The sequence below is a fragment of the Achromobacter sp. JUb104 genome (assembly GCF_024806975.1).
GTDB lineage: Bacteria > Pseudomonadota > Gammaproteobacteria > Burkholderiales > Burkholderiaceae_B > Achromobacter > Achromobacter spanius.
The window spans coordinates 68,014-85,680 of record NZ_JANUEY010000005.1 but is presented as its reverse complement, the minus strand read 5'-3'; the positions used below and the strand labels follow the sequence as shown (position 1 = coordinate 85,680).

The window sequence follows — 17,667 nt, the reverse complement described above, 5'->3', positions numbered from 1 at the left end:
GCTTGCGCGGGCTTTGACTTACATCGGAGTCACGCGGGTCGGGCCTGCGCCGCTGATCACCTGCACGCGCTGGCCCACGCTGATGGGCAAGTCCGCTTCCTGCGCCACGACGCGGGTTTCGCCGTTGTCCAGGCGCACCGTGATTTCGTAGCCGGAATTCTTGCCGACCCGGTTTTCCACGGCGTTACCGGCCAGGGCACCCAGGATGGCGCCACCCACGGTGGCGATGGTGCGGCCCGTGCCGCCGCCGACGGCATTGCCGGCCACACCGCCCAGCGCACCGCCGGCCAACATGCCGACACCGCTGGACTTGTCATTCTGGATCACGATGGGGCGCACGCCCGTGACGGTGCCCGTGCGAACGATCTGCTCGCGCTGGGCTTGGTCGTAGCTATAAACCCCGCTGGATGCGCTGGGATTCGCGCAGCCGCCCAAGACTGCCATCGACGTCACGACGGCCGCAACGGCCAGCCACCGGCCAGTACGCGGCGTTACCAGGGAAAGAGATTTGCTTTGGTTCATTTGGACTCCTCGATCGGGCACTGCCGACGTCGTTGATCATACCGCGCCCGCCATCTTCGCCAGGCTCGGCTGCAACACACTGAAACTCACGGCCAAAGCCAGAAAACACCTGCTGAAAGCGGTGGCGATAGCGCCACCGCATCAGACGTTTGGACGACCGTTCGACCGTGCAGTCTTGAGGCAGTTCCCGAGCAGTCCAGGGTTCACGCCGGCAGATGGATGCCGTAGGTGGCGTGCAGCACCGCGTCGATATCAGCGCGCGACGGCGCGTGGTTCTGCGGCCCGCGCGAAGCAATCTTGAGGGCGCCCATGACGTTACCCAGGCGGCAACTGTCTTCCCAGTTCCAGCCGCTGGTCAAGCCGTAGAGAAGGCCGCCGCGCTGCGCGTCGCCGCAACCCGTCGGGTCCACGACCTGCGTCGCCTTCACGGGCGCGATGGTGATGGTCTTGCCGCCGGTCATCAGCGTGGCGCCTTCCGCGCCGCGCGTCACCACCACGGCTTGAAGCGTCTGGGCAATGTCGGCCATGCTGCGGCCGGTGCGCTGCTCAACGACGCCCGCTTCGTAATCATTCACGGTCAACGCCTGCGCCATCTTCAGCATGCGTTCGAGGTCGGCGCCGTCGAACAAGGGCATGGCCTGGCCCAGATCGAAAATGAAGGGGATGCCGCGCTGATGCAGGCGTTCGGCGTGGGCGAACATGCCTTCCTTGGCGTCCGGCGCCACGATGGCCCAGGCCGCGTCCGCGTCGCTCAGGTCGTTGTCCGCCGCGAACGACATGGCGCCCGGGTGGAACGCGGTGATCTGGTTGTCGTCCAGGTCGGTCGTGATGAAGCACTGCGCGGTGAACGTGCCGGGCACCACCTTGACGCGGGAAGTGTCGATGCCCAGGCCCGACAGGCGCTCCATGTATTCGCCGGCGTCTTCACCCACGGTGGCCACGGGCACCGGCTTGCCGCCCAGCAGATTCATGTTGTAGGCAATGTTGCCCGAGCAACCGCCGTATTCCTTGCGCATGCTGGGCACCAGGAAAGACACGCTCAACGACTGGATGCGGTCGGCAAGAATGTGCTCTTTGAAGCGGCCTTCGAACACGGCGATCGTGTCGAACGCCATCGAACCGCAAACCAGGACGGGGGTTGCCATGCGTGTCATCCTTTAAGGAAAGAACTTATCAAGTTGGTAGCCATTGACTTGAACGCCAGTCACTTCAATGGGCACTGAAATTTTGAGCTCGCCCGCCGGGGCGAAAGGCCCGCGCAGTTGCTCGGGCGTCAGGTAGTCCTCGGGCTTGAGCACCTTGCGCACGACCACCGTGTCGGACAGGTCAGTCAGGTCCAGCACCAGCGCGGGCCAATGCTGCGGCTTGTCGTAACGGTTGCGCAGCACCAGGTTCAACACCAGCCGACTGCGGCCGTCGTCGATCGCGGCGGCGCCCGTGGGCGGTTGCAGCGACGACGAAGAAATGGCGATACGTTCCAGGCGGCGCGCATAACCCACGGTGCAGCCCAGCGGCTGGCACACGGTTTCCAGCACCGGGCGCAAGGCGGGCGCGGAATTGGCGATGTCGGTGCGGTAGACGTAAAGCAGTTGCAGGCCCAGGGCGATCAGACCCAGCAGGCAGGCATAGCCCCAGATCTTGCGCATCAGGCCCCGGCGTTCGCTGCGGTCCTGATCCAGGAACTCCGGCGGCGCGCGGCCGACGTCGGTGGCGCTGGAATAGCGGGTGCGCGCCTCGCCCAGCACGGGCTCGCGGTCGTCGTCTAGGTCGCGGTCGTCGTCGTGGTCGCGATCTTCGTCGAGATCGCGATCGTCGCCGTCATCGCGGCTGTCGTGATCATCGGGCGCGTCGCGGTCGTCCCACTTGATGATCGGTTCGTTGTCGCGCGACGCGATGATGGGCTTGTCGTAGCGGGAATCGGTGCGGAAGTTATCAGTACGGCCGGTATAGGCACGGCCATGCGGCGCTTCACGCACTTCGTCTTCCAGGTCGTGATCGTCGTCGGGCTCGTCTTCCGGCAGCGTGTCTTCGGGCTCCACGGGGCGGCGTATCGCATCACGCCCCCGCAGGACCGCCGGCGGGATCGCGGGCGTGGCCACGGGCGAAATCACGGGTTCGGCACGCACGGTTGGCGCAACGGGAGTGAAGGGCGCGGCGGGAGCGGGCGGCGGCGCGGCGGGCGCAATGGGCGCAGACCGTAACGCGGCGGGTTCGTCTTCCCAGGGCGGCGTCTGGCTCGGCGCGGCGGACGGGCGCGCTAGCGTCGGCGCCAGGACCGGCGCCGCGGCGGCCGCTGCGGAAGATGGCACAGGCGGCACGGGCGACGCGGATGGCGCGGACGGCGCGGCGGACGGCAGCGATCCGGCCTCGGGCAGCAGGCAGGCGCGGCCGTCGAAGACGGTCGAGCAGGCGCCGCAGCGCACCAGGCCATTGCGAACGCGGAGCTGGTCAGGCACCACCTTGAACGTGGTGCCGCACTGCGGGCAGCGGGTGGTCAGAGCCATGTGATGCAATCCTGCCTATCCGGTCACTCAGGCCTTCTGGCCGTGCAGGCATACCCAGCCGTCGCGGGCACGCCAGACCGACATGGCAAGCCAGGGCGCGTAAGCCGCGGCCACTTCCTCGGCCTGACGCTCCAGCACGCCGGACAGCACCAAGTGGCCACCCGCGGCAACGCGGCCCGCCAACATCGGCGCCAACACCTTCAACGGATTGGACAGGATGTTGGCAACCACTACCTGGAAGGTACCGTCGGCCAGCGCATCGGGCAGCATGGCTTGCAATTCGACGCGGTTGACCTCGGCGTTGTAGGCCGTGCTTTGCACCGCCTGCGCGTCAATGTCGACTGCCAGCGTCGGACCGGCGCCCAGCTTGCGCGCGGCAATGGCAAGAATGCCCGAACCGCAGCCGTAGTCCAGCACCGTGGCGCCCGTGGGCAATTCGGCTTCCAGCCAGGCCAGGCAAAGATGCGTCGTGGGATGGCTGCCGGTACCGAAGGCCAGGCCCGGGTCCAGTTCGATATGAATGGCGCCGTCTTCGGCGGCGGCCGGGTCCAGGCCCGGCACGTCGGGGTTGTCGCGGTGCCAACTGGGCACGATCCACAGGCGTTCAGCAATGTGGATGGGGCCAAACTGGGATTGCGTCAGGCGCACCCAGTCAGCGTCCGGCACGTCGCGCAGCGTCCAGCCGGCAAACAGCGCCGGGTCCAGTTCGCCGGCCGAGGCGGCCTCTTCCATGATCTGCGTGGGGTCGGCGCCATCGGGCAGCAAGGCAACGACGCGGTTGCGGTCCCAGGCTTGGATGTCGGGCTCGGTACCGGGTTCGCCGAACAAGGGGCGTTCGTCATCGGTGCCGAAGTCGGCATCTTCCACGGATACCGACAGCACGCCCGCTTCCAGCAACGCATCCGACAGGGCTTCGGCCTGCGCCTCCAGGCAATGGAGCACGAGTTCACGCATGATTATTCTTCCATCTGGCCATCGGGCCACGGCTCGCGCCGCGGCCCGATAGACCATAAACGTAAAAAGGGGCCGTGAGGCCCCGGGGGTAGTTGGTCAGGGGCGCTGAGCCAACTTGTTTTCCAGATAGTGGATGCTGGTGCCGCCTTCGATGAAGCGGGCGTCTTGCAGCAGTTCACGATGCAGCGGGATGTTGGTGGAAATGCCTTCCACCACCATTTCCGACAGCGCAATACGCATGCGGGCCAAAGCCTGATCGCGCGTATCGCCATACGTGATGACCTTGGCGATCATCGAATCGTAGTTGGGCGGCACGAAGTAGCTGTTGTAGGCATGCGAGTCGATACGCACGCCAGGACCGCCCGGCGTGTGCCAGTTGGTGATACGGCCGGGGCTGGGCACAAAGCGGAAAGGATCTTCCGCGTTGATGCGACATTCGATCGCATGGCCCTTGAACGTGATGTCGCGCTGGCGCAGCGTGAACTTTTCGCCCGCGGCGATCAGGATCTGCTGCTGCACGAGGTCAATGCCCGTGATCAGTTCGGTGACCGGGTGTTCGACCTGGATGCGGGTGTTCATTTCAATGAAATAGAACTCGCCGTTTTCAAACAGGAATTCGAACGTGCCCGCGCCACGGTAGCCCATCTTGCGGCAAGCATCGGCGCAACGGTCGCCGATACGCTCGATGGCGCGACGGGCGATGCCGGGAGCCGGCGCTTCTTCAATGACTTTCTGGTGGCGACGCTGCATGGAGCAGTCGCGTTCACCCAGCCAGACGGCGTTGCGGCCGCCATCGGCCAGCACCTGAATTTCCACATGGCGAGGGTTCTCAAGGAACTTCTCCATATAGACTTCCGGGTTGTTGAACGCGGCGCCCGCTTCCGAACGCGTCATGGTGACGGCGTTCAAGAGCGCGGCCTCGGTGTACACCACGCGCATGCCACGGCCACCGCCGCCGCCTGCCGCCTTGATGATGACCGGATAACCGACTTCGCGCGCAATGCGGATGATTTCCTGCGGATCTTCGGGCAACGCGCCTTCGGAACCCGGCACCACCGGCACGCCCGCTTCGATCATGGCGCGCTTGGCGCTGACCTTGTCGCCCATCAGGCGAATGGTGTCGGGACGCGGGCCGATGAAGACAAAGCCACTCTTTTCGACGCGATCGGCGAAGTCGGCATTTTCGGACAAGAACCCGTAACCCGGGTGGATTGCCTCGGAATCCGTCACTTCGGCGGCCGAAATGATGGCCGGCATGTTCAGGTAGCTGTCACGCGACGGCGCGGGCCCGATGCACACGGATTCATCGGCCAGGCGCACGTACTTGGCCTCGCGGTCAGCCTCGGAGTGCACGACCACGGTTTTAATGCCCAGCTCACGGCAAGCGCGCTGAATGCGCAGGGCGATTTCGCCCCGATTGGCGATCAGGATTTTTTCGAACATTTTCAGCTATCAGCCAATGACGAACAGGGGTTGACCGTACTCGACGGGCTCACCATTTTCGACCAGGATTTCTTTGATGACGCCGGACTTGTCGGCTTCGATTTCATTGAGCAGCTTCATGGCTTCAATGATGCACAGCGGATCGCCTTCCTTGACGGTGGCGCCCACGTCGATGAACGGGGCAGCGCCCGGGTTCGGCGAACGGTAGAACGTGCCAACCATCGGCGCCTTCACGACATGGCCCTGGATGACCGGGGCGGCTTCGGCGGCCGGCGCGGCAGGCGCGGCGGCCTGGGCGACGGGCGCGGCGTGCGCGCCGGCTTCGGGCTGGTGGTAAGCCACCGGCTGCAAGGTTTGCGAGAACTTGACGATGCGTACCTTGCCTTCGCCTTCGGTGATTTCCAGCTCGGCGATACCCGATTCAGCCACCAGGTCGATCAGGGTTTTGAGTTTTCGAAGGTCCATAGAAGCTGCTTCCCGAGATAGTGTCGGCGGCGTCCCAGCGTGGGGTCCGCGCCGTGTATAAGATGTAAAAGCCGTGAGTTTGGTGCGAGATCAGTGCCGCACTGCGTAACGCAGAGCCGCCTCGTAGCCGTCCGCGCCCAGGCCGGTGATAAGGCCTATCGCCAAGTCGGACAGATAAGAGTGATGCCTGAAGGGCTCTCGCTTATACAGATTGGACAAATGTACTTCAATAAATGGGATCGCGACCCCAGCCAGCGCATCGCGAATCGCGACGCTGGTGTGCGTATAAGCCGCCGCGTTGATGATGATGAAGTCCGTGCCGTCTTGCCGGGCCGCCTGAATGCGGTCGACCAACGCACCTTCGTGATTGCCTTGCCAAGCAGTCAGCTTGGCGCCCAATTCCCCTGCAAGCAGCTCCAGGCGCTCATTGATCTGGGGCAGCGTCAAACTGCCGTAGATATGAGGTTCCCGGGTGCCAAGCAGGTTCAGATTCGGGCCATGCAATACCAGTATGTTTTGCGCCATGCGCTTGCCAATGAGTGGATTGCCAACGGTGGAATTGCTGGCAAAACAGCCGATAAACCAGCTTTTTACGCCAATTCCTACTATTTGTCCAACAGACTTATGCCTTCAAACCCGACAGGGTTTTGTTCAGGTCGTCTGGTTGAATTTCACCCAATATCTTCCGGTTAATTCCGCCATCAGCATTGAACACGATGGTAAAAGGCAAGCCGCCGCTGGGGTTTCCCAGCTTGCGCAAGGTGTCGATGGCGCCCGCCCCGATCACCCACAGCGGGTAGGAAACTTGCACTTTCTCGACAAATTTTTGCATGTTGGCGGCGGAATCAACGCCGATGCCGACAAAGCGCACATGCGGGTATTTTTTCTGCAGCGCATCCAGTTCTGGCATTTCGCGCACGCAGGGCGCGCACCAGGTTGCCCAGAAATTGACCACCATCGGCTGGCCTTTCCAACTGGCCAGCGACTGCGTCGCGCCGTTCAGGTCGGGCAACTGCAATTGCATGAGCCCGGCGACGGGGTCGCTGGCGTCGGCCGGTGCCGAAGACGTGCGGGACTTTTGCCCCAGCAAGGTGTAGGCGCCCGCAACCGTGGCGGCCACGGCCACGCCGGCGGATAGAAGTAGGCGTCGATTCATGGCGCGATCATAACCGCTGCCGCTGTTTTGCGCGTTGTTGCGGCGTGGCCGGCGAGCCCGGTTGGTGCCTCGCCAAGCACGCCCCAGCTCAGCGCCCCGGCTCGTCCGCTATATATACAATGCCGGACAGGAGAGTTTTCAATGCACCTGCACATTCTTGGCATCTGCGGTACGTTCATGGGCGGCTTGGCGCTGATTGCGCGGGCCGCCGGCCACAAGGTCACGGGTTGCGACGCGGGCGTGTACCCGCCGATGAGCACCCAGTTATCCGAACAAGGCATCGAGCTGATCGAGGGCTTTGGCCCCGAACAGATGGCGCTTGCGCCCGACCTGTACGTGATCGGCAACGTGGTCAGCCGCGGCAACCCGCTGATGGAAGCCATTCTGGAATCTGGCGCGCGTTACGTGTCCGGGCCGCAATGGCTGGGCGACAACATCCTGCCGGGCGCGCACGTGCTGGCAGTGGCGGGCACGCATGGCAAGACCACCACCAGCTCGATGCTGGCCTGGATACTGGAAGCCGCGGGCCTGGCGCCCAACTTCCTGATCGGCGGCGTGGCGGCGGACCTGCACGTGTCGGCGCGCTACGACCCCGCGCGCCGTCCCTTCGTGATCGAGGCGGACGAATACGACACGGCCTTCTTCGACAAGCGCTCGAAGTTTGTCCATTACCGCCCGCGCACCGCCATCCTGAACAACCTGGAATACGACCACGCCGACATCTTCCCCGATCTGGCAGCCATCGAAACGCAATTCCACCATTTGGTGCGCACCATCCCCGGCTCTGGCCGCATCGTGCGCCCCGCCCATTGCGACGCGCTGGACCGCGTGATTGCGCGCGGATGCTGGTCTGAAACCGTCACGTTCGGCCCCGATGGCGCTTGGCAAGCATCGCCGCCCGATGACGACGGCGCGTTCTCCGTGCTGCGCAATGGCGTTGAAGCCGGCACCGTGCGCTGGAACCTGAGCGGCGAACATAACCGCATGAACGCCCTGGCCGCGCTGGCCGCCGCCGAACACGCTGGGGTTTCGGCCGCCGACGGCATCGCCGCGTTGACTCGCTTTGCCGGCGTGAAGCGCCGCATGGAATTGCGCGGCACGGTCAACGGCGTCAAGGTGTTCGACGATTTCGCGCATCACCCCACCGCCATCGCCACCACGCTGGAAGGGCTGCGCCGGCAGGTCGGTTCGGCCCGCATCCTGGCCGTGCTGGAACCGCGTTCCAACACGATGAAGCTGGGCACCATGGCCGCCCGCCTGCCCGATGCCCTGGCCGACGCCGATCTGGTGTTCTGCTTCGGCGCGCACGGCGGCAAGCACGCCCTGGGCTGGAACCCGGCGGACGTCCTGGCGCCGCTGGGCGACCGGGCTTCCAGTTACGATGACATCGACGCGCTGGTCGCGGCCGTGACCGCCGCCGCCCGCCCCGGTGATCAGGTGCTGGTCATGAGCAACGGCGGCTTTGGCGGCGTCCACGGCAAGCTGCTGGATGCGCTGCGAGCGCGCGGCTGAATCCCCATCTTGGACGAGCACGAAATGATTCTCTACCTGCACGGTTTTCGTTCCTCGCCAAGCTCCACCAAGGCCCGGCAGATGGCCGACGCCATGGCCCAGCGCGGGCTGGCCGCGCTATGGGCCTGCCCGCAGCTTCCCGCCAGCCCCCGGCAAGCCATTGCGCTGTGCATGGACATTGCCCAGCGCCAATTGCAGGGCGCTGACAGCCCCCGCGCGCTGACCGTGATCGGCTCATCGCTGGGCGGCTTCTACGCCACCTGGCTGGCCGAGCAACTGGGTTGCAAGGCCGTGCTGTTGAACCCCGCCGTCGAGGCGGCGCGCGACCTGGCCACCCAGGTTGGCGAGCACCACATGTATCATTCCAACGCGCCGTTCGTCTTTCTGCCCGAATATGTGGACGAATTGGCGGCCATCCACGTCCCTCGCATCACCCAGCCCGACCGGTACTTCCTGCTGGCGGCAACTGGCGACGAGGTGCTGGATTGGCGCGAAATGCGCGATCGCTACCTGGGTTGCCAACAGCGTATCGTCGAAGGCAGCGACCACGGTTTGTCCGATTTTGAACGTTGGATGCCCGAGGTGCTTGAATTCGCCCTTGGCGGCAAGCAGGTTCGCCCTCAATAATCAGTACCAGGCATCAACACTCTATCTATATAGCTGCGCAAGGCGGCGCGTGCGCGTCGCCCAGGAAGATCCCCACCATGTATGTGTTTTACGAAGATGACGGCAGCTTCAAGGCCGGCAACATCCTGTCCGAAACCGACGCCAGCCTGCAGGTGGAGTCAGAGTCGGGCAAGCGCAGCAAAATCAAGCGCGCCAACACCCTGTTCAATTTCGCGTCGCCCGAACCGGCGGCGCTGATGAGCCAGGCCGCCGCGGCCGCCGATGAACTGGACCTGCAATTCCTTTGGGAATGCGCCCCCCAGGAAGAATTCGACACGCCGGCGCTCGCCGCCGACTACTTCGGCCATGCCCCCACGCCCGTGGAGCACGCCGCGCTGCTGATGCGCCTGCACAGCGCGCCCGCGTACTTCCACCGCCGTGGCAAGGGCCGCTACCGCCCCGCCCCGCCGGACATCCTGGCCGCCGCGCTGGCCGCACTGGAAAAGAAGCAGCGCCAGGCCGAGCAGCAACAGGAATGGGTCGATGAGATGGCCGCGGGCCGCTTGCCCGAGCCCATTGCGCAGGTTGCCGAAACCCTGTTGATCCGTCCGGACAAGAATTCGCAGCAATGGAAGGCGCTGGACGCCGCCTGCGCCAAGCTGGGCAAAAGCCCCGACCGCCTGCTGCTGGAATTGGGCGCGTGGCCGCATGCGCTGGCGCTGCACAAGCGTCGCTTCCTGGCGGTGAACTTCCCGCGCGGGCTGGAATTCCCCGAGCTGGAACTGCCGCCCATCGACCGCGAACTGCCGCTGTCGGACGCCGAAATCTATTCGGTCGACGACGTCACCACCACCGAGATCGACGACGCGCTGTCTGTCACCACGCTACCCGACGGTCGCCTGCGCGTGGGCATACACGTGGCCGCCCCCGGCCTGTCGGTCACCCGCGACAGCGAATTCGACAAGCTGGCGCGCGCGCGCCTGTCCACCGTCTACATGCCGGGCGACAAGATCCCGATGCAGCCCGACAACGTCATCAAGGCGTTCTCGCTGGACGCGGGCCGTGAAGTGCCCGTGCTGTCGCTGTACGTGGTGGCCGACCCTGAAACGGGCGAGATCATCGAATCGGATACGCGCCTGGAACGGGTAGTCGTGCGCGAAAACCTGCGCCACAACATGTTGGACGCGCAGGTCACCGAGGCCAGCCTGGCTGACCCGTCGGTCGATATTCCTTATGGCCACTGGCTGCGACCGCTGTGGAAGCTGGCGCAGGCGCTGTCGGCGCAACGCGAAAACGTGCGCGGCAAGCCCGAAAACAATTCCCGCGTGGAATACAGCTTCTATTTGGACGGCAACCCCGACGATCCGGACACGCCGGTACGCCTGGTGCCGCGCCAGCGCAACGCGCCGCTGGACCGCATGGTGGCCGAATACATGATCCTGGCCAACAACCTGTGGGGCGGCCTGCTGCACCAGCATGGCGTGCCGGGCATCTACCGTTCGCAGCAGGCGGGCCGTGTGCGCATGAGCACGCAGGCGCTGCCGCACGAAGCGATTGGCGTGCCGCAGTATGCATGGAGCACGTCGCCGCTGCGCCGCTATGTCGACCTGGTCAACCAATGGCAGTTGATTGCCGCGGTGGAACACGGCGTGTCGGCGCGCCTGGTGGCGCCGTTCAAGCCGCGCGACGCGGACCTGTTCGCCATCATCGGCGCCTTCGACGCGCAGTACGCCGCCTGGGCCGAATTCCAAAGCGCCATGGAACGCTACTGGTGCCTGCGTTGGCTAAAGCAGCACGGCGTGACCCGCACCGTGGCGCACGTGCTGCGCGACGATCTGGTCCGCTTCGCCAACGCACCGCTGGTGACCCGCGTGGGCGGCATGCCAGAACTGGAACGCGGCACCGCCGTGGAAATCGACATCCTGGGCATGGACGAACTGGGCCTGGAGCTAGACTGCCGCTACGTAGGCGAACTAAGCCCCGCCGCCACGTAGGATGGGTGAAGCGCGCAGGGCTTCATGCAACTGAAACACGGCCCAGCGCGCGCAACCCATCAAGCGCCCGTAACCACCCAACGCCCCAGCCCGGCCACAGCGCCAGTGGGTGCGCGACGGCGTGGCCGCCTTGCGGCATGCCGTCCAAAAGCTGTTACACAGCGGTCGGCCGGCATGGCCGACCGACGCGGACTCGCCTTACAATGCGACCGTGCAACGCCCTGACTCCCCCTCCCCGCTAGGCCGTTACCTGCGGTGGCTGGGCGCTCCCGCCCAGCACTACCTGCGTATCGGCATTGCAATATCGCTGTTGGTGCACGCCGGCGCCCTGGCGTGGCGGTTCGGCGCGCCCGCGCTGACGCGCCCGCCCGTGACCAGCCTGGAAGTGGTGCTGTTGAACGCGCGCAGCGAAACGCCGCCTGAGGCGCCACGCGCCCAGGCCCAGAACCAGATGAGCGGCGGCGGCAACGCCGAACGCGGCATGACCACCACGCCGCTGCCCCAGACCGGCGAGTCCGCCGAGACCATCGTGCTGGAGGCCATGCGCAAGCGCCAGGTGCAGTTGGAAGCCGAACAGACCCGCCTGATGACGCAGTTGCGCTCGGCGGACAAGGCGGGCGCCGAACGGCAGGCCGTGAACCCGTGGCCGGATGGCGCCGACCTGGGGCAAGACGCCGAAGACCAGGCCAGCGTGATTCAGAATGCGCAAGTGGCCGCCCTGGCCGAACGGGTCCAGCAATACAGCAACGAACCGCGCAAGCAATTCGTGGCGCCCTCGGCCGAAGCCTCGCGCTACGCCGCGTACCTGGACGCCTGGCGCGCCCGCATCGAGGCCATCGGCACCCAACACTATCCCGACGAGGCGCGGGGACGCATCTATGGCTCGTTGCGCATCACCGTGTCGGTGCGTGCCGACGGCAGCATCGCCGACGTGGAAATCGACCAACCGTCCCCGCACGCCGTACTGAACCAGGCCGCCCGCCGCATTGTCCAGCTGGCCGCGCCCTTCCCCCCCTTCCCGCCCGATATCGCCCGCGATACGGACGTGCTGGTCATCACCCGCACCTGGCACTTCGTCAACGACACCCTGGAAACACAAGCCCCATGACCGAGGCGTCCCCTCTTGCCCGCTACGCCGTCATCGGCAACCCCATCGCGCACAGCCGCTCGCCCCAGATCCACGCCCTGTTTTCCCAGCAAACCGGCAAGCCACTCAGCTACGAGCGGCTGCTGGCGCCGGTTGATGGCTTTGCCGAGGCCGTTGCCGCGTTCGTGGCCGAGGGAGGGCAAGGTCTGAACGTGACGGTGCCGTTCAAGCTGGACGCCTACGCGCTGGCGGCGAGTCATCTGTCCACCCGCGCGCGGCTGGCCGGCGCGGTCAACACCTTGTCCTGGCGCGATGGCGCCTGGCACGGCTGCAATACCGACGGCGTGGGCCTGGTGTCCGACCTGCTGCGCCTGGGCGTGCATCTGTCCGATGCCGCCGTGCTGCTGGTGGGCGCGGGCGGCGCCGCCCGGGGCGTGCTGCAACCGCTGGCGCAAGCCGGCTGCGCGCGCATCCATATCGTCAACCGCACCGCGGCCAAGGCTTTGGAACTGGCCGACGCCTGGCGCGCCAGCGGGGTGTCGCCGCAAACCCAGGTCACGGCGGGCGGCCTGTCCGACGCCGCGCGGCCGGGCGGCTGGAACGTGGTCATCAACGCCACGGCCAGCGGCTTGCAGGATGCCGCGCCCACATTGCCGGGCGGCCTGTACGCCGATGGCGCGGCGGCCTACGACATGATGTATGGCGCCAGGCCCACCGCCTTCATGAAGCAGGCCGAGGCCGACGGCGCCGCGCTGACGGCCGACGGCCTGGGCATGCTGGTGGGCCAGGCCGCCGAAAGCTTTTTCATCTGGCACGGCGTGCGCCCCGACCCGGCGCCCGTGCTGGCCGCGCTGCGCGAGGCCCTGGCGGCCGGGCATTAAGCGGCATGGCGACGCGCAAGCAAGGCCGATCCTGGTTCCGGATCACCACCGGCGTGCTGATGGCGCTGGTGTGCGCGGTGCTGCTGTACCAATTCTGGCTGTTCTCTCAGGTGGTCTGGTACAACTACCGCGATCCCGGCAGCAGCGCCATCATGCGCGAAGAACGCTCGCGCCTGCGCGAAGGCAACCCCGCCTTCCAACTGAAATATGACTGGGTGCCCTACGACAAGATCAGCCGAAATCTCAAGCGCGCGGTGGTGGCGTCCGAGGACTCCAAGTTCACCGAACACGACGGTATCGAGTGGGACGCCATCCGCAAGGCCTGGGAATACAACCAGCGGCAGGAAGAGGCCGGCCGCAGCAAGATGCGCGGCGGCTCTACCATCACGCAGCAACTGGCCAAGAATCTGTTCCTGTCCAATTCCCGCAGTTACATCCGCAAGGGCCAGGAACTGGTGCTGACCTACATGATCGAACACGTCATGAGCAAGGAACGCATTCTTGAGCTGTATCTGAACGTGGCGGAATGGGGCGTGGGCGTGTTCGGTGCGCAGGCGGCCGCGCAGCACTATTTCAATACCTCGGCCGCCAATCTCAGCGCCAGCCAGTCGGCGCGGCTGGCGGCCATGCTGCCCAACCCCCGCTTCTACGACACCCGCCGCAATTCCAACTACCTGAACTCCCGCGTGGGCGTCCTGACCCGCCGCATGCGGATGGTTGACATCCCCTGACACGCAAAAGCACGCGCCACCGTCCGGTCATCCCCACCCTGGAGGGCGGGATTTGTTAAGCTTTCACGTTTAGCGCTCCCCCATCATTTTCATGCGTACCGCACGTCGCTACCTGGCCCGCGAGATCTATCGCTCTTGTGCAGTGGTCCTTATGGCCCTGCTGGGCCTTTTCACGTTCTTCGCGCTGGTGGACGACCTGGACAACGTGGGCGACAAGTTCTCCATGATGGCCCTGCTCTACATGCAGGCGCTGGCCATTCCCACCCGCTTGTATGACCTGCTGCCCATTGGGCTGCTGATCGGCGCGATTTTGGCGCTGGCCGGCCTGGCCCAGCGTAACGAGCTCGTCATCCTGCGCGTGTCGGGCGTCAGCGGCATGCGCCTGTTGCGCATGCTGTGGGTGGTGACCATTCCGCTGATGATCGGCGCGGCCCTGCTGTCCGAATACGTCACGCCCTGGGCCGAAATCAAAACCGGCGAAGCCAACCTGATGTTTCGCGGCAAGGCCGGCGGCGACCGCCTGAAAAGCGGCTACTGGTTCAAGGAACCCACCGCCGATGGCGGCATGCGCATCATCAACATCGCCGAACTCAAGGGCGACGGCCAAGTGGCCGGCATCACCCTGTACGAATTCAAGAAAGACCAGACGCTGACCGCCCTGTCCACCGCGCCCACCGGCTTGTTCGCCCACGGCGACCTGGTGCTCAAGGACGTCTCTGAGACGCGCCTGGATGACGACGCGGCCGATGCCTTGGCCGACGCCCGCCAGCCGAAGAACCCGCCCGCCTCGGTGGTGAAGCTGCCCGAGCGCACGCTGGACACGACCCTTAGCGCCGAACGCCTGCTGGCCCGCGTGCTGACGCCCGAGCGCATGTCCATCGTTACCCTGTTGGACTATGTGGAGTATTTGCGCGACAACCAATTGCAATATGGTCGACAGGTAGTCGCCCTGTGGCGCAAACTGGCGTATCCCTTCACCCTGCTTGTGATGATCACGATTGCTGCCCCCATCGGCCTGATGCAAACGCGCCGCGGCGGCGTGGGCGCGAAGGTGTTCATCGGCATCTTGCTGGGCGTGGGCTTCTTCATGCTGAACCAGTTGGCGTTGAACGTGGGCATGCTGGGCAAATGGCCGCCCTGGTTCACCGCCCTGGGTCCGAATATCGGCGCCATGGCGCTGGCGCTGGGCGCCATGAGCTATATGGAATACCGCCACACGATTACCCGCATCGTTCAACAACGTTGGCCCTGGAGCAAGAGTCCCGCATGAACGGCAGTATCTGGATGATCGGCGACGTGCAGGGATGCTGCTCGCCGCTGGATCGCTTGCTGGCCCATCCCGACCTGGTCGGAGATCCCCGCTCGCGCTTCTGGTTCGCGGGCGACCTGGTCAACCGTGGCCCCCAGTCGCTGGAGACCCTGCGCCGCATCGTCGACCTGGGCGACCGCGCAACCTCGGTGCTGGGCAACCATGACCTGCACCTTCTGGCCGCCGCCGCCGGGGTGCGCAAGCCGTCAAAGTCGGACACGCTGGACGAAATCCTGCGCGCGCCTGACGCCACCGACCTGATCAACTGGCTACGTTTTCGCCCCCTGGCCCATTTCGAACAGGGTCACCTGTTGGTGCATGCGGGCACCTTGGCGAAGTGGGATGTCTCCAAGACGCTGGCCCTGGCCGGGGAAGTACAGGACGCCTTGCGTGGCCCCAATTGGCAGAAGGCGCTGCAAAAGATGTACGGCAACGAGCCGGCCACGTGGAAAGAAGACCACAAGGGCGGCAAACGGATGCGGGTCATCATCAACGCGCTGACGCGCATTCGCCTGTGTACCCCGAACGGTCACATGGAGTTCGCCACCAAGGTCGCCCCCGGCGCCTGGCCCCCGGGCCTGGTGCCCTGGTTCGACGTCCCCAACCGCGCCACGCGCGACATCACGACGGTGTTCGGCCATTGGTCCACGCTGGGCTTGCTGCAGCGACCCGACGTCATCTGCCTGGACACCGGCTGCGTCTGGGGCGGTTCCTTGACCGCGCTACGCTTGCAGGACCGCAAGCTGGTGCAGGTAAAGTGTTCGCAATTCCAGGACCCGTTGTCGGAATAACGGATCAGGCATCCGTTGCTGATGGGTTACGTGCGGCAAGCACCGCATTTTTTCGGGCCGTCCACCTCGCACTTCACCCATCCTACGAAGCCAAACCGTAGGATCGTAGGATGGGTGAAGCGCGGCGGGGCCGCCAAAAGAACCCATTCCACGACCGCGCGCAACCCACCACCGCCACACCCAAACCGTCCCCGTAGGATGGGTGAAGCGCGCCAAGGCCGCCAAAAGAACCCGACTCAAGAACGCGCGCAACCCATCACTCCCCAAAAAAACTCAATGCCGAATCTCCGCCAGGAACTTCTGCGCCCGCACCGTTCCCGGCCGGTTGAAAAACTCCTCCGGCGCCCCCGTCTCCACAATCCGCCCCGCATCCATGAACCACACCCGGTCCGCCACCTCTCGCGCGAACCCCATCTCGTGTGTCACGCACACCATCGTCATTCCGTCCCGGGCCAACCCCTTCATCACCTGAAGCACCTCGCCCACCATCTCCGGATCCAACGCGCTGGTCGGTTCATCGAACAACATCACCGGCGGATTCATCGCCAACGCCCGCGCGATCGCCACCCGTTGCTGCTGCCCACCTGAAAGCTGGGCCGGATACGCCTCGGCCTTGTGCGACAGCCCTACCCTTTCCAGCAACTGCATCGCCCGCTCGCGGGCCTCGGCCCGCTTTGCGCGCTTGAGTTGCAGCGGCGCCAGCATCAGGTTTTCCAGCACCGACAAATGCGGGAACAGGTTGAACTGCTGGAACACGAATCCAATATGGCTGCGCAACTGATCCAGATGCACCTTCGGGCCATAGATATCCTGGCCATTGACCTCGATCACGCCCTTCTGAATAGGCTCCAGGCGGTTCACGGTACGGATCAGTGTGGACTTGCCCGACCCCGATGGCCCGCAGACCACCACCACCTCTCCCTGCTTGACCTCTTCGGTCACGTCGGCCAGCGCCTGGTAGTCGCCGTACCACTTCTGCACTTGTGAAAATCGGATCATGTCGGCACCACTTTAGAGACAGCCCCAAGCCCGGCGCGCCGTCTGCCGATACGTCGTTCGGTCAGGTGCACCAATGAACTCAGGCCAAAATTCAGAATGAAATACGTCATCGCCAGCAAGCCGAACACCTCGAACGGCTTGGTCAGCAAGACGCTGTTGATCTGGTTGGCGGCGTAGGTCAGTTCCTGCACGCTGATCACATAGGCCAGCGACGTTTCCTTCACCGTCGACACGAACTGGCTCAGCATGCTGGGCAGCATGTTGTAGAGCGCTTGCGGCAGGATCACGCGCCGCATCGTCTGCATGTACGACAAGCCCAACGCCCGGCTGGCCTCTTGCTGCCCCGGCGGCAAGGCCTGGATGCCCGCGCGGATGATCTCGGCCAGGTAGGCGCTTTCGTAGCAGACCAGCGCCACCACCATCGTGGTCGTGCCCGCAACGGGGCGGCCGATGATGATCGGTACAAAAAAGTACGCCCAGAAAATGAACATCAAGAGCGGCAGCCCGCGCACCAGATACACCACCGCCGACGACGGCCAGTAGAAGATGCGGTACGGGCTGATGCGACCCAGCGCCAGCAACACGCCGCAAGGCAAGGCCAGCGTCAGGCTGATGGCCGCCAGGCCCAGCGTGGCCACCAGCCCGCCTATCGGGCCGTGCGGATACTGCCCGATCAGAAGCAGCAGCCAATTGTCTTTCAGTATGTCCCACAT

Annotated in this window: 18 protein-coding genes; 8 read left to right on the top strand and 10 right to left on the bottom strand. The window is 65.0% G+C overall.

The window, feature by feature from the left end:
• Positions 1–18: 18 nt before the first annotated feature.
• The 8 genes from M2361_RS27755 to M2361_RS27720 all read right to left on the bottom strand — a co-directional run bounded on the left by M2361_RS27755 (position 19) and on the right by M2361_RS27720 (position 7,044).
• Positions 19–522, bottom strand: a complete 504-nt coding sequence (locus tag M2361_RS27755; protein ID WP_050447100.1) for a glycine zipper 2TM domain-containing protein — start codon at positions 520–522, stop codon at positions 19–21.
• A gap of 203 nt (positions 523–725) precedes the next feature.
• A complete protein-coding gene (locus M2361_RS27750) occupies positions 726–1,667 on the bottom strand; it encodes a carbohydrate kinase family protein (RefSeq protein ID WP_259252974.1) in 942 nt (313 codons plus the stop codon).
• A 12-nt stretch (positions 1,668–1,679) separates the two neighbouring features.
• On the bottom strand, positions 1,680–3,026 hold the full coding sequence (locus tag M2361_RS27745) for a DUF3426 domain-containing protein (protein WP_259252973.1): 1,347 nt from the start codon (positions 3,024–3,026) through the stop codon (positions 1,680–1,682).
• A 27-nt stretch (positions 3,027–3,053) separates the two neighbouring features.
• The gene (gene prmA / locus M2361_RS27740) at positions 3,054–3,980 is read right to left on the bottom strand and encodes a 50S ribosomal protein L11 methyltransferase (protein ID WP_100853222.1); all 927 of its coding nucleotides are present in this window, start codon (positions 3,978–3,980) and stop codon (positions 3,054–3,056) included.
• A gap of 96 nt (positions 3,981–4,076) precedes the next feature.
• A complete protein-coding gene (accC, locus tag M2361_RS27735; protein ID WP_050447096.1) occupies positions 4,077–5,423 on the bottom strand; it encodes an acetyl-CoA carboxylase biotin carboxylase subunit in 1,347 nt (448 codons plus the stop codon).
• A 9-nt stretch (positions 5,424–5,432) separates the two neighbouring features.
• The gene (accB, locus tag M2361_RS27730) at positions 5,433–5,888 is read right to left on the bottom strand and encodes an acetyl-CoA carboxylase biotin carboxyl carrier protein (protein ID WP_100853223.1); all 456 of its coding nucleotides are present in this window, start codon (positions 5,886–5,888) and stop codon (positions 5,433–5,435) included.
• A gap of 90 nt (positions 5,889–5,978) precedes the next feature.
• Positions 5,979–6,413: a type II 3-dehydroquinate dehydratase gene (gene aroQ / locus M2361_RS27725; RefSeq protein ID WP_006217272.1), complete on the bottom strand. Its 435-nt coding sequence runs from the start codon at positions 6,411–6,413 to the stop codon at positions 5,979–5,981.
• 97 nt (positions 6,414–6,510) lie between these two features.
• Positions 6,511–7,044, bottom strand: coding sequence for a TlpA disulfide reductase family protein (locus M2361_RS27720; protein WP_259252968.1), 534 nt, complete (start codon positions 7,042–7,044; stop codon positions 6,511–6,513).
• Positions 7,045–7,185: 141 nt separating this feature from the next.
• On the opposite strand from M2361_RS27720, the gene mpl reads away from it, so the two are divergent.
• The 8 genes from mpl to M2361_RS27680 all read left to right on the top strand — a co-directional run bounded on the left by mpl (position 7,186) and on the right by M2361_RS27680 (position 15,955).
• Complete coding sequence (mpl, locus tag M2361_RS27715; RefSeq protein ID WP_259252967.1) at positions 7,186–8,556, top strand: UDP-N-acetylmuramate:L-alanyl-gamma-D-glutamyl-meso-diaminopimelate ligase; 1,371 nt, start codon at positions 7,186–7,188, stop codon at positions 8,554–8,556.
• Between the two features lie 24 nt (positions 8,557–8,580).
• Positions 8,581–9,183 carry a YqiA/YcfP family alpha/beta fold hydrolase gene (locus tag M2361_RS27710; RefSeq protein WP_050447091.1) on the top strand — a complete coding sequence of 201 codons (603 nt, stop codon included), beginning with the start codon at positions 8,581–8,583 and terminating at the stop codon, positions 9,181–9,183.
• A 77-nt stretch (positions 9,184–9,260) separates the two neighbouring features.
• Positions 9,261–11,156, top strand: coding sequence for a ribonuclease catalytic domain-containing protein (locus tag M2361_RS27705; protein WP_259252966.1), 1,896 nt, complete (start codon positions 9,261–9,263; stop codon positions 11,154–11,156).
• Between the two features lie 211 nt (positions 11,157–11,367).
• Positions 11,368–12,264, top strand: a complete 897-nt coding sequence (locus tag M2361_RS27700) for a TonB family protein (RefSeq protein WP_259252965.1) — start codon at positions 11,368–11,370, stop codon at positions 12,262–12,264.
• Complete coding sequence (gene aroE, locus M2361_RS27695) at positions 12,261–13,124, top strand: shikimate dehydrogenase (protein ID WP_259252964.1); 864 nt, start codon at positions 12,261–12,263, stop codon at positions 13,122–13,124. The genes M2361_RS27700 and aroE overlap by 4 nt, the downstream gene beginning before the upstream one ends.
• 5 nt (positions 13,125–13,129) lie before the next feature.
• Positions 13,130–13,855 (top strand): monofunctional biosynthetic peptidoglycan transglycosylase, encoded by a 726-nt coding sequence (gene mtgA, locus M2361_RS27690; protein ID WP_259252963.1) that lies wholly within the window; start codon positions 13,130–13,132, stop codon positions 13,853–13,855.
• Between the two features lie 91 nt (positions 13,856–13,946).
• On the top strand, positions 13,947–15,125 hold the full coding sequence (gene lptG, locus M2361_RS27685; protein ID WP_259252962.1) for an LPS export ABC transporter permease LptG: 1,179 nt from the start codon (positions 13,947–13,949) through the stop codon (positions 15,123–15,125).
• Complete coding sequence (locus M2361_RS27680) at positions 15,122–15,955, top strand: symmetrical bis(5'-nucleosyl)-tetraphosphatase (protein ID WP_259252961.1); 834 nt, start codon at positions 15,122–15,124, stop codon at positions 15,953–15,955. The genes lptG and M2361_RS27680 overlap by 4 nt, the downstream gene beginning before the upstream one ends.
• A 273-nt stretch (positions 15,956–16,228) precedes the next feature.
• On the opposite strand, the gene M2361_RS27675 is transcribed toward M2361_RS27680, so the two are convergent.
• Complete coding sequence (locus M2361_RS27675) at positions 16,229–16,954, bottom strand: amino acid ABC transporter ATP-binding protein (RefSeq protein WP_259252960.1); 726 nt, start codon at positions 16,952–16,954, stop codon at positions 16,229–16,231.
• The gene (locus M2361_RS27670; RefSeq protein ID WP_100853238.1) at positions 16,951–17,667 is read right to left on the bottom strand and encodes an amino acid ABC transporter permease; all 717 of its coding nucleotides are present in this window, start codon (positions 17,665–17,667) and stop codon (positions 16,951–16,953) included. Before M2361_RS27670 ends, M2361_RS27675 begins: the two co-directional genes overlap by 4 nt.